The organism is Streptomyces sp. NPDC014995 (assembly GCF_043080745.1).
In the GTDB taxonomy this organism is placed as follows: domain Bacteria; phylum Actinomycetota; class Actinomycetes; order Streptomycetales; family Streptomycetaceae; genus Streptomyces.
Genome location: NZ_JBIBVX010000012.1, coordinates 100419 through 113823 on the forward strand (window position 1 = coordinate 100419; position 13405 = coordinate 113823).

Consider the following 13405-nt stretch of genomic DNA (forward strand, 5'->3'; position numbering starts at 1 on the left):
GACTCCTACGAACGGGGGACTGTCGGAATCGTCGGCTCACGCTACCGGGTCCCCGGAACCCCGTGCCACGCAGCTCAGGACGTGATCTCCCTCCCAGTGAGGTCGGTAACGGAATCGGAGCGCCGTGCGCTGTACCCCTCGCGCCCGGCGCGACGGGGGGCGGTTTCCCGCCGTTCACGCCCCGGCGCCCCGCCCGTTCACGCGGCGGCCTGAAGATCCAGGCGCGCTCCGAACTCCCTGACCACCGGTTCCTCCCGGAACGGCTCCAGCCGCTGCTGGAGGTCCTCCAGGTACTCCGCGCCCCGGTTGGAGCGCAGCGTCTCCAGCAACTCCACCGCCTTCAGGCCGGTGTTGCAGGCCTCCTCCACCTCACGCCGCTGCACCTGCGCGGTGGCCAACAGCACATAACCGATGGCCCGCCGCCGCGCCCGGCTCTCCGGATGCCCGGCCAGGGACTGCTCCGCGCAGTGCGCCGCCGCCTCGGCCTGTCCCAGGTCGCGGTGGCAGTGCGCCAACTCGTCGGCCAGGTAGGCCTCGTCGAAGTGCGCGATCCACGCCGGGTCGTCCCCGGAGGCGGGATCGGCCGCCTCCAGCGCCGACACCGCCCGCCCGGACGCCACCTGGGTCGCCCGTACGTCGCCCATGAGCGCGTGTCCGCGTGCCTCGGCCGCGTGGAACATCGCCTCCGCGCGGGGGGTCACGCGCCCCCGCGCGCCCTCCTGCGCCGCCCGCGCCAACTGGGCGATCTCGCGGGGGTTCCCGAGCTGCGCGGCGAGGTGGCTCATGGAGGCGGCGAGGACATAGCCGCCGTAGCCGCGGTCGCCCGCCGCCTGCGCGAGGCGCAGCGCCTGGATGTAGTAGCGCTGGGCGAGGCCGGGCTGTCCGGTGTCGACGGCCATGTAGCCCGCCAGCTCCGTCAGACGGGCCACGGTGGCGAAGAGTTCACGCCCCACCGCTTCCCGGTAGGAACCGGCGAGCAGGCCGGAGACGACGCTGTTGAGGTAGTGCACGACGACCGGACGCACATGCCCGCTGCCGTACTGGTGGTCCAGGTCGACCAGTGCCTGCGTCATCGCCTGCACGGCCGCCACGTCGGACAGGCCCACCCGCGAGCCCGCCGAACGCGCCACCTGGGCGTCGGGCGAGGAGATCAGCCAGTCGCGGCTCGGCTCGACCAGCGCCGAGGCGGCCACGGACGACCCCGAGAGGAAGTCCCGGCGGCCCACGTCACTGCGCCACAGCTCGCAGACCTGCTCGATGGCCCCCAGTACCGTCGGCGAGAACTGGAGACCGACACCCGCCGCGAGGTTCTTGCCGTTGGCCATGCCGATCTCGTCGATCGTGACCGTACGGCCGAGCTTGCGGCCCAGCGCCTCGGCGATGATCGCCGGGGCGCGTCCCCGTGGCTGCTGGCCGCGCAGCCAACGGGCCACGGACGTCTTGTCGTAGCGCAGGTCGAGGCCGTGTTCGGCGCCGCACATGTTGACGCGGCGGGCGAGCCCGGCGTTCGAGCACCCCGCTTCCTGGATGAGCGCCTGCAGCCGTTCGTTCGGCTGCCGCGCGACAAGAGGCCTTGCGGCCATGGGCACTACCCCCTGAGTCCTGGCGGCTCGCCTTCGGCTCGCTCGCCGTGTGGCTGCGGTGCCGTCCCGCGCACCGAGTTGACGTGTCTTCCACCGAAAAGTTCCGGCCGTGAAGATCAATGCCCCATGAGAAGGGCGAGAATGCGAGGCATGCGAGGATTGCCGGGGTAATGGTGGAAGCCGACCCCCAAGCGTGACTACCCGCTGCCGCGCTCATTCCTCCTGCGCGCCCCCACCCATGCACCCATGCGCCCCGGAGGGGCAATCGATGCTCCTCCCCCGCGCACACGGGTGGGCGTAACCCCTGGTGATGCCCAGAGTTGTGTTCATCGTGGAAGAGACCATCGCGGGCACCGAAGCCACCCAAATCCCGAAGCAGCGCGGGGAATCGCTGCTGGAGACCGCTGTTCGCTACGCCGAGGAACGTCACTGGGACGTCTTCCCCGGCACCTGGCTGGAAGCCGTCGACGGGGTGCAGCGGTGCTCCTGCGGCGAGGCGGCGTGTCCGGCGCCCGGGGCGCATCCCTCCCGGTCGGACTGGGCGACGCAGGCGACGGGCAGCGCGACCGTCGCGCGCCGGATGTGGCAGAAGCAGCCGACCGCCTCGATCCTGCTGCCGACCGGGCGTACGTTCGACGCCATCTCCGTGCCGGAGACGGCGGGGTTCCTGGCGCTGGCGCGGATGGAGCGGATGGAGTTGGCGCTGGGGCCGGTGACGTTGACGCCGGATCGCCGGATGCACTTCTTCGTTCTGCCGGGGGCGTCGGTGAAGGTGCCGGAGCTGATCCGCAAGCTCGGCTGGTCCCTGGGGTCACTGGATCTCGTCGTGCTGGGCGAGGGCGAGTACGTGGCCGCGCCGCCCACGCGGTTCGGGTCGCGGGGGGCCGTGCAGTGGGCCTGCCGGCCGACGTCGGCGAACCGGTGGCTGCCGGACGGGGAGGAGCTGATCTCACCGCTGGCCTATGCGTGCGGTCGGGACCGTTAGGGGCGCCTTGTGGGCGGCGGTCCGTTCCACCGCCGACGGTCGCGGGTTCGTGGTGGCTTGTCGCGCGTTTCCGCGCGCCCCGTGAAGTCGGCTGGTGCGCCGTAGGGTTCTGGCATGACCTCGAATGCAGTCGCGAGTACGGTCGCCGTGCGTGTGCGTGGGCTCTGGAAGCGGTTCGGGCAGCAGGTCGCCGTGGCCGGAATCGATCTCGATCTGCCCGCCGGGAAGTTCATCGGGCTGGTCGGGCCCAACGGGGCCGGGAAGACCACCACACTCTCGATGGCGACCGGGTTGCTGCGGCCCGACCAGGGCACCGTCGAGGTCGTCGGGCACGACGTGTGGCGGGACCCGGTCGAGGTGAAGGCCCGGATCGGGGTGCTGCCCGAGGGACTGCGGCTGTTCGAGCGGCTGTCGGGGCGCGAACTGCTCGGATACAGCGGACGGTTGCGGGGGCTGCCGGGGGCGGAGGTCGACAAGCGGGCCACGCAACTGCTCGACGTCCTCGATCTGGCCGGCGCCCAGCACAAACTCGTCGTCGACTACTCGACCGGCATGCGGAAGAAGATCGGGCTCGCGGCGGCGCTGCTGCACAATCCGGAAGTGCTCTTCCTGGACGAGCCGTTCGAAGGCGTCGACCCCGTCTCCGCGCAGACCATCCGGGGAGTGCTGGAGCGTTACACGGCGTCCGGCGCGACGGTCGTCTTCTCCTCGCACGTCATGGAGCTCGTGGAGTCGCTGTGCGACTGGGTGGCCGTGATGGCGGCGGGCCGTATCCGGGCGCACGGCACGCTGGAGGAGGTGCGCGGCTCCGCCCCCTCCCTCCAGCAGGCGTTCCTCGAACTCGTCGGGGCGCGGGGCCGCGACGCCGGCTCCCAGCTGGACTGGCTGGGCGGCGGCCCCCGGTGAGCGGCCTGACCTCCACCGTCGTACGGCTGAAGCTGTCGCTGTTGCGCAACGGGCTGCGGCAGTCCGGGGGGCGGCGGGCCGCCTATGTCGCGTCCGCGGTGGTGACGCTGTTGTTCGCCGCGCTTCAGCTGGTGGGGCTGATCGTCCTGCGCGGGCATGCGCACGCCGCTTCGCCGGTGGTGCTCCTGGTCGCCGTGCTGGGGCTGGGGTGGGCGGTCATGCCGCTGTTCTTCCCCAGCGGGGACGAGACGCTGGACCCGACCCGGCTGGTGATGCTGCCGCTGCGGCCCCGGCCGCTGGTGCGGGCGCTGCTGGTGGCGTCGCTGGTGGGCATCGGGCCGCTGTTCACGGCGCTGATGCTGGTGGGGTCGGTGATCGCCGTGAGCCGGGGGGCCTTCGCGTACGGCGTGGCCGTGGTCGCCGTCGTCCTCGGGCTGCTGCTGTGCGTGGCGCTCGCGCGGGCCGTCGCCGCGGCCAACGTCCGGCTCCTGACCAGCCGCAGGGGGCGGGATCTGGCGGTGCTGAGCGGGCTGCTCATCGCGGTCGGGGCGCAGGTCGTCAACTTCGGGGCGCAGCGGCTCGGTTCGGCGGGGCTCGGGCAGCTCGATCCGGCGGCGGAGGTGCTGGCCTGGGTGCCGCCCGCGTCCACGATCGGCGCGGTGGACGCGGCGAGCGAAGGGGCGTACGGCGTCGCCGTGGCGCGTCTGGTGGTGAGCGCGGGGGCGCTCGTGCTGCTGGTGGCGTGGTGGGCGCGGAGTCTGACGCGGCTGATGACCGCGCCGGACGGTTCCACCCTCCAGGCCGCCGAGCCGGCCGCCCGGAACCGGCGGACCTCGGCGGGTCTCGGACGGCTGCTGCCGGGCGGACGCACCGGCACGGTCATGGAGCGCGGCCTGCGCTACGTCTGGCGCGACCCGAAGACCAAGGCGGCCTGGGTGACCTCGCTGGCCATCGGGATGATCGTGCCCGTCTTCAACGCGCTCCAGGGCACCGGCTCCCTCTACTTCGCCTGCTTCGCCGCCGGAATGCTCGGCATCCAGATGTACAACCAGTTCGGGCAGGACACGTCCGCGTTCTGGATGGTCGCGATGACGATCTCGTCGCCGCGCGACGCGTACGTCGAACTGCGCGCGCGGGCCCTGGCCCTGCTGGTGATCACCCTGCCGTACGCGGCCCTGGTGACCGTCGTGACGACGGCGCTGCTCGGTGACTGGGCGAAGCTGCCGGAGGTGCTGGGGCTGTCCTTGGCGCTGCTCGGCGCGATGCTGGCGACGGGCGCCTGGACCTCGGCGCGCTTCCCGTACTCCATCCCGCAGGAGGGGCACCGGAACGTGGCCGCCGGCCAGGCGGGCCTGGCCTGGATCGCCATCTTCGGCGGCATGGTCGCGGCCGCCCTGCTGTGCGCCCCGGTCATCGCGGTGACGATCTGGCTGAACGTGAGCGAGGGCGGCGACCGGTGGAGCGGGCTGCTGCTGCCGGGCGGTGCGGCCTACGGGGTCCTGATCACCTGGCTGGGCCTGCGGCTGGCCGCACCGAGGACGGCGGCCCGTCTGCCGGAGATCCTGACGGCGGTGAGCAAGGGCTGACGGAGCCCGTCGGCGCGGGGCGCGGGCACCCGCGCGAACGACCACGGACGACCCGCGTCCGCCGACTCACCGCAGCACTCGGACGAGACCGCGCCCGGCGCGGCTCACGCGGTGAACACCGCGTCGAGGAACGGCTCGACAGCCGCCCGCCACGCCTCCGGCTGGTCGTAGTGGACGAGGTGCCCCGCGTCGGCCACTTCCGCGTACTGCCCACGGGGCAGCACCCGGACCATTTCCTGCGCCTCCGCGCGGCCCAGCTGGCCGTCGAGGCCGCGGACGACCAGGGTGGGGCACTGGACCTGGGCGAGCTCCTCCCAGTGGGCGTCGTAGACCCAGGTCTCGCGGGACGTCAGCATCTGCTCGGGTTCGAAGACGGGGCGCCAGCCGTCGGCGGACTCCTGCATCACCTCGGCGTAGAACGCGCCGCGCGCCGGGTTCGGGCGCTCCACCCAGGGGTCGTCCTCGCCGAACCACTTGCGGACGTCGGCGAGGGTGGCGAAGGGGACGGGCCAGGACCTGAACCAGTCGGCCCACTCGCGCTGCGAGGCCGCGCCGAGTGCGGAGGCCCGCATGTCGCAGATGATCAGGCCGGAGACCAGGTCGGGGCGCTTGGCGGCGAGCTGCCAGGCGGTCAGGGCGCCCATGGCGTGGCCGATGAGGACGGCGGGGGCGAGGCCGAGCTGTTCGAGGGCGGCCTCGGCGTCCTCGATGTACGCCTCGCGGGTGTAGGCGGCGGCCTGTGGGGGCTTCTCGCTCTGGCCGTGGCCGCGCTGGTCGAGGGCGATCGCACGATGCCGTTCGGAGAGCCAGCGGGCGGTGGGCGCCCAGTGGGAGGCCCGGCCCATCAGACCGTGCAGTAACAGGACGCCGGTGGTCCGGCCGGGGTCGGCGGGTCCGGCCGGGGTCGTCCGTCCCCCGGCCGACTGTGCCGGAATCGTGGGTTCCGACCCGTGGTCCGACGGGTCGCCCTTGGGCGGATCACCGAACTCCCAGGCCGCCAGGCGTACGCCGGCCGCCCCCCTCACGTCGATGCGTCGCGCCATAGGTCCTGGCACCCCCCTAGCTCCGCTCGGACCCCTCGCTCCCGCTCGAGCCGGCCGGTCCGGTCACGCGTCGTCTCTGCCGTCGTACCGCTGTGCTGCCCACTGCCTTCGTTCATCGCACGCCCGGCGCGATCCATCACACGCACGATCCCTCTCGAGCACGATCTCTCTCACGCCCGATCGGTCTCCTGCACGATCGGTCTCCTGCACGATCCGTCTCTCACGGGGCCCTGTCACCCGCAGGCTATCGAATGCCTATTCGAAAACGCCCGCATCCGCGGCCAACACCCCTCGTTCGAGTGACCCCCCGGAAGGAATGATCGCCACCACCGAGGGGAGATCTTCAACGGGAGGCGGACCGCTCGGGGAAACCGGTCCGAGGGGAATGACCCTGAGAGCTCGGGGCTCCGGGTCAGTACAGGGGAGGACGGGCCCCGGTGCCTTACGGCACCGGGGCCTTCCCTTCGTCCGCGGCACACCATCCCGCCCCCTCAGGTCATATGCCTCACGCGACAGACTGGCACGCGCGGCGCCCAAGCGCTGCGATTCGGCCCAGGGAATCCCCGATTCGGCGACATCGACGGTCGCCTCAACGACCCCTGGGACCCCAGGAGTCGAACAATGCTCAACATCGGCCCGGCGCTCGGCCCGGCGCCTGCCCCGGCGCTCGGCTCAGCGCTTGGCGACGAACACGTGGGAGGCGACGTCCGACGCCAGCTCGGCCGCCTCACCGCCGCTGCCCACCAGCACACCGCCGGCCGACTCCGTCACGCTCACCACCGAACCGGGCTGCACACCCGCCCGGCGCAGCGTGTACATCAACTGCGCGTCCGTCTGGATCGGCTCGCCGATACGGCGGACGACGACCGTCTTGCCCTCCAGGCCCGGGTCGAGGTCGGCGAGCGAGACCATGCCCTCGTCCAGGAACGGGTCGGCACCGTCCTTCTCGCCCAGCTCCTCCAGGCCCGGGATCGGGTTGCCGTACGGCGACTCGGTGGGGTGCCGCAGCAGCTCCAGGACGCGGCGCTCGACGGCCTCGCTCATGACGTGCTCCCAGCGGCACGCCTCGGCGTGGACCTGCTCCCACTCCAGGCCGATCACGTCGACGAGGAGACACTCGGCGAGGCGGTGCTTGCGCATCACGCGCGTGGCCAGCCGGCGGCCCTCGTCCGTGAGCTCGAGGTGACGGTCGCTGGCCACGGAGACCAGGCCGTCACGCTCCATGCGCGCCACCGTCTGGCTGACCGTCGGCCCGCTCTGGTCGAGCCGCTCGGCGATCCGGGCGCGCATGGGGACCACACCTTCCTCCTCCAGCTCGAGGATGGTGCGGAGATACATCTCCGTGGTGTCGATCAGTCCGGACATACGTGCCCCTTGATGAGATGTGCCGAAGGCTCGACGGCTCTCCGACGCGTGCGCTGGCCCTGGCTTCAATTCTGCCGGATACCACTGACAACCGTGCCGCGCCGTCCGAACGAGGCGGTTGCGTCCGGCGTCCGGGCCCCCGACGGCGGTCCTGCGCTGCGGCCGCCGTCGGCCGCACCGCGCCGTGTTGACAGCACACTGGTCCAGACCGCACCGTGATCCGCGACACGGACACCGGACACCGGACACGGCAAGGGGGCCCTTCGGATGAGCGACCGCACGCCCGCCGCCCAGTTCTTCGACGCCGCGATCGGCCTGCTGCACCGGGTCCGCGAAGAGGAGGCCGGGGCCATCGAGGCCGCGGGCACCCTCCTCGCCGACACCGTGGCCGCCGGCGGCCGCCTCTTCGCCTTCGGCGCCGGCCACTCCTCGCTGGCCGCGCAGGACGTCGTCTACCGGGCCGGCGGCCTGGCCCTGATGAACCTGCTCGCCGTCCCCGGTGTCGTCGGCGTCGACGTCGTGCCCGCCACCCTCGGCTCCGCCCTGGAGCGCGTCGACGGCCTGGCGAGCGCCGTCCTGGACACCTCCCCGGTCCGCGCGGGCGACGCCCTCGTGGTCGTCTCCCTGTCGGGCCGCAACGCCCTGCCCGTGGAGATGGCCCTGAACGCCCGTGCCCTGGGCGTGAAGGTCATCGGCGTGACGTCGGTGGCGTACGCGGCGCGGACGACGTCCCGGCACTCCTCGGGGACCTTCCTGAAGGACCACTGCGACCTCGTCCTGGACTCCAAGATCGCCGTCGGCGACGCCGAACTGACCCTCGACACCGTCCCGGCGCCCTTCGCGCCCGCCTCCACGGTCGTCACCACGGCCCTGCTCCAGGCCGTGATGGCCACCGCCGCCGCCTCCCTCGCCGACCGCGGCATCGAGCCCCCGCTGCTGCGCTCCGGCAACGTGGACGGCGGGCACGAGTGGAACGGCCGGATCATGGAGGAGTACGGGGACCGGATCTTCTACCGGCGCTGACGGCGCTGAGGCGGCGCGTCCGGCGCCACCCGGGCGCCGCCGCCCGCCTCCGCGCTCAGGACACCCCCGCCCCACCCGGCTCGGACGTCCTCGCCCGCCGCCGGTCTCAGGCGCCCTCGCCGCCCCCGGGCGGTCCCGCCAGGTCCAGGGCCGCCGCTATGCGTACGGCGACGTCCTCGGCGTAGGTCGCGTCGGACCGTTCGAACGCGGTGCGGGCGGCGCCGCGCAGGAACGTCACCACGCCGAGGGTGCGGCCACGGCTGCGCAGGACGGCGCACAGGGCGTGCACGGTGTCCTCGGGCCACTGGCGCGCGCGTGCCCACTCGCGCGCCTGGTCCGGCGCCGCCGTGCCGGACGAGGCGCGCACGGAACCGGCGCGGGCCACGCACTGCAACGCCGGATGCCCCTCCGCGTACCGCACGGGCAGCCCCGCGTGGCCGGTGAGCGCGCTGGGGCCGGGGCCGCCCGAGGGCGTGGCCGCGACCCGTACCAGCCGCGGCGGCGCGGCGGACTCGCCGTCGGCCGCCGGGGCGCCCGCCACCCGGTCGATCACGGCGTGGTCGGCGAAGCCGGCGAGCGCGAAGTCGAGATGCACGGTGGCCGCCTCGGCCGGGTCCTCGCACTCGGCGGCCGCGCGGGAGGCACGGTGCAACTGGTTGGCGCGGAAACGCAGCAGCGCGGCCTCCTGCTCGCCCTGCTTGGCCTCGGTGACGTCCTGGAAGAGCCAGCCGACCCCGAGCGGCACCGGCTCCTCGGCCAGCGGCGAGGCCAGCCGCAGGAAGCCGCTGCGCCAGCAGCGCCGCCGCTCGCCCTCCGGGGTGCGCACCCCCACCCACATCTCCGCGGGCGCGGGCGGAGCGCCCTCGGCGAGGACGTGCGTGAGCGCGTTCTCCAGGTCCTCGACGCCCCGGGTGAGCAGCTCGCCCAGCGGGCGGCCCAGGAGGGTCGTACGGCCGGTGCCGAGCGCGCGGGCGGCGTACGCGTTCACCACGGCGGGGCGCAGGTCGGCGTCGACGAGGACGACACCCCAGGAGGCGTCCTCGAAGAGGGCCTCGCTCAGCGCGATGGAACGCTCCAGGTCGATCTGGGCGTGCACCTCGCTGAAGGCGCAGTACAGGCCGGCCGGCTTGCCGTCGGGGCCGCGCACGGCGGCGGACTGGGTGCGCACCAGGACCCGGCCGCCGTCCTTGGTCACCAGGGCGAACTCGTGCACCTGCCGGCCGGGCGCGTGCATGGCGGACATCAGGCGGCCCTCGATCTCCTCGGCGTCCGCCTCGCGGACCGCCCACCCGGCGAAGCCGCGGCGCCCCACGGCCTCCTCGGCGGTCCAGCCGAGAATCCGCTCGGCCTCCCGGTTCCAGTGGGTGACGACGCCGTCGGCGTCGAAGGCGCACAGGGCCGCGTCCATCCCGTCGAGCAGCGCGGCGAGCAGGTCCGAGCCGTCCGGGCCCACCGGACCGGCCCGCTCGGGCTCGTCCGGACCCAGCTCGTCGGTGGTCCCACTACGCCGGGAAGCACTCACCTGGACCCCCTGCAGGTTCGCTCACTTGCCCTCATTCAACTGGAACGTGACGCAGCCCACATATGGTTCCCGCAAGATTGCGGAGGAATCGTTGTACCGCGGGCGGGACCTGTCACGCGCGGCCGGCCGCGGGCCGGTCCGCGGCGGCCAGCCTCAGATCGACCCACAGGTCGGTCCGGCCGTCCACCACATACCGGTCGGTCTCCACGAAACCACGCGCCACCGCGAACCGCAGACCGTCCTCGTTGACGGCCAGCACGCACGTCTCGACCTCCCGGGCGCCCAGCACGCGCGCGTGCGCGAGACCACGGTCGTACAGGGCGGTGCCGTAGCCGCGGCGCCGGTACTCGGGCAGCACGCGCGCGATGACCGTCTCCACCGCCTCCTCGCCCTCCGGCGGCCGCACCGTGGAGCAGCCGACCAGCACGTCACCGACGTAGGCGTTCTCCAGGCGGTAGCGCGCCGCACGCGCGCGTACCTCGTCGAGGGACAGGGCGTCCGGCGGCACGATCGCGTTGTGGACGTGCCGCCACTGCTCGAGCATGGCCTCGCCGGCCACGGGCTCCATACGAAGATCCGTCACGGCGACAGCGAAGCGCGCCCCCACGCGCGCGTCAACGGGATTGCGCGGTCCGGCGCAGGGCGTCGCGCGGACACCTCGATCTCGAAACTTCATCCGGGGATCGGCGAGCCCGCACACCCTCGTCGTCGGCGCCGGCCGCACCTTCCCGAAGCAGCGGCGCAGCCCGGCCGGCACGGCTCGACGTCGGTCCGCTCGGGCAGCGGACACCGCACCCGCACGACGTCGGCGAAGCCGCATCCCGCCTCCGCGAGCGCGGCACCGACATCGCGCAGGTACTGCTCGCACCTGTTCGACCACCTCGTCCGGGAGGGTCGTCGTCGCGTGGTCCGCCGGACGCACGGAGGACCGAATCCGCTGGTGGGTCATCTGCCGGCAACCGTCTCGCCAGAACTTCCGAAAAACGGTTGATCGGGTGGTGGAACGGTTCTTAAGGTGTCGAGCACACGAGAAGGGAGGTGGTTCGGCAGATGTATGAAAACCGGACGCGTGAGGTGACTGCGGGCTAGCGGCCCGCCACCACACCCAGTGCGGTGCCGGACCAGCGCGTGAGAGTCGCGTGCAGCCGGCCCAAATCCCAGCAGTCACCCGACCCGCGAGTCGCCGGTACGTCCGGCCGGCCCCTCCTCACGGAGGACCAGACTCGCGGGTCGTCTGCGTTCCCACCCGCCGCCCCGCACGCGCCTCGGCAGCGCCCTCCGAGCGGCGTCACGCGGAGCTGCTCAGCCCCGCGTGACCGGCGTCGACGTCACGCCGCCCTCCACGACACCGCCTGGCCCTGGCTTCTGGCCCTGGCTTGCGATGCCCCCGTAGCCCTCGATGTCGCGGGGGTCGCGGGGGCCGGGGCCGATGTAGCGGGCGGAGGGGCGGACCAGGCGGCCGGTGCGCTTCTGTTCCAGGATGTGTGCGGACCAGCCGGCCGTGCGGGCGCAGGTGAACATGGAGGTGAACATGTGCGCCGGGACCTCGGCGAAGTCGAGGACGATGGCCGCCCAGAACTCGACGTTCGTCGCGAGCACGCGGTCGGGGCGGCGGTTGTGGAGCTCTTCCAGGGCGGCCTTCTCCAGCGCTTCGGCGACCTCGAAGCGGGGGGCGCCCAGCTCGCGGGCGGTGCGGCGCAGTACGCGCGCGCGGGGGTCCTCGGCGCGGTAGACGCGGTGGCCGAAGCCCATCAGGCGTTCGCCCTGGTCGAGGGCGCGCCGGACGTACGCCTCGGCGTCCCCGGTCCGTTCGATCTCCTCGATCATGCCGAGGACGCGGGAGGGGGCGCCGCCGTGCAGGGGGCCGGACATGGCTCCCACGGCGCCGGAGAGGGCCGCGGCGACGTCCGCGCCGGTGGAGGCGATGACGCGGGCGGTGAAGGTGGACGCGTTCATGCCGTGTTCGGCGGCGGAGGTCCAGTAGGCGTCGACGGCGGCGACGTGCTTGGGGTCGGGTTCGCCACGCCAGCGGATCATGAAGCGTTCGACGACGGACTGGGCCTTGTCGATCTCGCGCTGCGGGACCATGGGGCGGCCCTGGCCGCGGGCGGACTGGGCGACGTAGGACAGGGCCATGACGGCGGCGCGGGCGAGGTCTTCGCGGGCCTGCCCGGCGTCGATGTCGAGGAGGGGTTTCAGGCCCCAGACCGGGGCGAGCATGGCGAGGGCGGACTGGACGTCGACGCGGATGTCGCCGGAGTGGACGGGGATGGGGAACGGCTCGGCGGGCGGCAGGCCGGGGTTGAAGGCGCCGTCGACGAGCAGGCCCCACACGTTGCCGAAGGAGACGTGGCCGACGAGGTCCTCGATGTCGACGCCCCGGTACCGGAGTGCGCCGCCCTCCTTGTCGGGTTCGGCGATCTCCGTCTCGAACGCGACGACTCCTTCGAGCCCGGGTACGAAGTCGGACATCAGGCGGCTCCTCGAGATGTGTGCGACAGATGGTGCGACCGATGGCGCCGGCGGTTCCACGGTCCGTGCGGGGACTCGCGGTCCTGGGCGGTCACCCCAGTGATGCCCCGTGCGGCCGGCGGTCACCCAACCGGGATGGCATCAGCACCATATCCCCGAGTGCCACCTTTGGGGAGCCCTCGCGGCACTCAGTGCCACCTTCGGTGGGTGGCCTTCCGGTGGGTGGCCTCCGATACGGCAAGATGACCGCGTGAACGCCGCAGACGCCGTCTCTCCCGACCCCGCCTCGATGCGCAAGCAGTACCGGGCCGAGGGCCTCGCCGAGTCCGACCTGACCGCGACGCCCGTGGAGCAGTTCGCGCGCTGGTTCAAGCAGGCCGCGGCGGAGGCCCACCTGTTCGAGCCGAACGCCATGGTGGTCTCCACGGCGGACGCCGAGGGGCGGCCCAGCTCCCGCACGGTGCTGCTGAAGCACTTCGACGAGCAGGGCTTCGTCTTCTATACGAACTACGACTCGCGCAAGGCCCGTGACCTCGCGGAGAACCCGTACGTCTCGCTGCTCTTCCCGTGGCATGCGATGGCCCGGCAGGTGATCGTGCAGGGGGTGGCCCGGCGTACCGGCCGGGACGAGACGGCCGCGTACTTCCGCACCCGGCCGCACGGCTCGCAGCTCGGCGCGTGGGCCAGCGCCCAGTCGTCGGTCATCACCACCCGCGCCGAACTCGACGTCTCCTACGCCGAGCTGGCGGCCCGCTATCCGCAGGGCGAGCAGGTGCCGGTGCCGCCGCACTGGGGTGGTTTCCGGGTGGCGCCGCAGTCGGTGGAGTTCTGGCAGGGGCGGGAGAACCGGTTGCACGACCGGCTGCGGTACGTGGCGCAGGCGGACGGCAGCTGGCGGGTGGAGCGGCTCAGTCCGTGAC

11 protein-coding genes and 1 pseudogene are annotated in these 13405 nt (G+C 73.0%); 5 read left to right on the plus strand and 7 right to left on the minus strand.

The genetic code is table 11. The features are described from left to right. Positions 1-197 precede the first annotated feature (197 nt). On the minus strand, positions 198-1583 hold the full coding sequence (locus ACF1A1_RS23950) for a transcriptional regulator (RefSeq protein WP_392002548.1): 1386 nt from the start codon (positions 1581-1583) through the stop codon (positions 198-200). Positions 1584-1893: 310 nt separating this feature from the next. Here ACF1A1_RS23950 and ACF1A1_RS23955 point away from each other — a divergent pair, with 310 nt between their 5' ends. From ACF1A1_RS23955 to ACF1A1_RS23965, 3 genes are all read left to right on the plus strand, one after another. Beyond that, entirely contained in the window at positions 1894-2568 is a 675-nt protein-coding gene (locus tag ACF1A1_RS23955; protein ID WP_392002549.1) for a bifunctional DNA primase/polymerase, read from the plus strand. A 114-nt stretch (positions 2569-2682) separates the two neighbouring features. Continuing rightward, positions 2683-3474, plus strand: coding sequence for an ABC transporter ATP-binding protein (locus ACF1A1_RS23960; protein ID WP_392002551.1), 792 nt, complete (start codon positions 2683-2685; stop codon positions 3472-3474). Further along, positions 3471-5060 carry a transporter gene (locus ACF1A1_RS23965; protein WP_392002553.1) on the plus strand — a complete coding sequence of 530 codons (1590 nt, stop codon included), beginning with the start codon at positions 3471-3473 and terminating at the stop codon, positions 5058-5060. Before ACF1A1_RS23960 ends, ACF1A1_RS23965 begins: the two co-directional genes overlap by 4 nt. Positions 5061-5164: 104 nt before the next feature. On the opposite strand, the gene ACF1A1_RS23970 is transcribed toward ACF1A1_RS23965, so the two are convergent. Together ACF1A1_RS23970 and ACF1A1_RS23975 are read right to left on the minus strand one after the other, a co-directional pair. Beyond that, positions 5165-6103 (minus strand): alpha/beta fold hydrolase, encoded by a 939-nt coding sequence (locus ACF1A1_RS23970; protein ID WP_392002554.1) that lies wholly within the window; start codon positions 6101-6103, stop codon positions 5165-5167. Between the two features lie 672 nt (positions 6104-6775). Beyond that, positions 6776-7468, minus strand: coding sequence for an iron dependent repressor, metal binding and dimerization domain protein (locus ACF1A1_RS23975; protein ID WP_391234190.1), 693 nt, complete (start codon positions 7466-7468; stop codon positions 6776-6778). Between the two features lie 267 nt (positions 7469-7735). Here ACF1A1_RS23975 and ACF1A1_RS23980 point away from each other — a divergent pair, with 267 nt between their 5' ends. Continuing rightward, positions 7736-8491: an SIS domain-containing protein gene (locus ACF1A1_RS23980; protein WP_392002555.1), complete on the plus strand. Its 756-nt coding sequence runs from the start codon at positions 7736-7738 to the stop codon at positions 8489-8491. Between the two features lie 106 nt (positions 8492-8597). Here ACF1A1_RS23980 and ACF1A1_RS23985 read toward each other — a convergent pair whose 3' ends face one another. The 4 genes and pseudogenes from ACF1A1_RS23985 to ACF1A1_RS24000 form a co-directional block, all read right to left on the minus strand. Then, on the minus strand, positions 8598-10013 hold the full coding sequence (locus tag ACF1A1_RS23985) for a PAS domain-containing protein (protein WP_392002557.1): 1416 nt from the start codon (positions 10011-10013) through the stop codon (positions 8598-8600). 112 nt (positions 10014-10125) lie between these two features. Beyond that, positions 10126-10596, minus strand: coding sequence for a GNAT family N-acetyltransferase (locus ACF1A1_RS23990; protein ID WP_392002559.1), 471 nt, complete (start codon positions 10594-10596; stop codon positions 10126-10128). Continuing rightward, positions 10593-10923 (minus strand): annotated as a pseudogene (locus ACF1A1_RS23995) (Rid family hydrolase); the annotation flags it as partial. The pseudogene ACF1A1_RS23995 and the gene ACF1A1_RS23990, both read right to left, overlap by 4 nt. Positions 10924-11315: 392 nt before the next feature. Then, positions 11316-12485, minus strand: a complete 1170-nt coding sequence (locus ACF1A1_RS24000) for a citrate synthase 2 (RefSeq protein WP_392002560.1) — start codon at positions 12483-12485, stop codon at positions 11316-11318. Positions 12486-12774: 289 nt separating this feature from the next. Between ACF1A1_RS24000 and pdxH the strand changes: the two genes are divergently transcribed. Continuing rightward, on the plus strand, positions 12775-13404 hold the full coding sequence (gene pdxH / locus ACF1A1_RS24005) for a pyridoxamine 5'-phosphate oxidase (protein ID WP_392002886.1): 630 nt from the start codon (positions 12775-12777) through the stop codon (positions 13402-13404). Position 13405: the final 1 nt, after the last annotated feature.

Bases quoted from the DNA above. Each gene is read 5' to 3' on its own strand.
- pdxH (WP_392002886.1), top strand. From the start codon at position 12,775: ATGCGCAAGCAGTACCGGGCCGAGGGCCTCGCCGAGTCCGACCTGACC.
- ACF1A1_RS23970 (WP_392002554.1), bottom strand. From the start codon at position 6,103: ATGGCGCGACGCATCGACGTGAGGGGGGCGGCCGGCGTACGCCTGGCG.
- ACF1A1_RS24000 (WP_392002560.1), bottom strand. From the start codon at position 12,485: ATGTCCGACTTCGTACCCGGGCTCGAAGGAGTCGTCGCGTTCGAGACG.
- ACF1A1_RS23955 (WP_392002549.1), top strand. From the start codon at position 1,894: ATGCCCAGAGTTGTGTTCATCGTGGAAGAGACCATCGCGGGCACCGAA.
- ACF1A1_RS23980 (WP_392002555.1), top strand. From the start codon at position 7,736: ATGAGCGACCGCACGCCCGCCGCCCAGTTCTTCGACGCCGCGATCGGC.
- ACF1A1_RS23950 (WP_392002548.1), bottom strand. From the start codon at position 1,583: ATGGCCGCAAGGCCTCTTGTCGCGCGGCAGCCGAACGAACGGCTGCAG.
- ACF1A1_RS23960 (WP_392002551.1), top strand. From the start codon at position 2,683: ATGACCTCGAATGCAGTCGCGAGTACGGTCGCCGTGCGTGTGCGTGGG.
- ACF1A1_RS23975 (WP_391234190.1), bottom strand. From the start codon at position 7,468: ATGTCCGGACTGATCGACACCACGGAGATGTATCTCCGCACCATCCTC.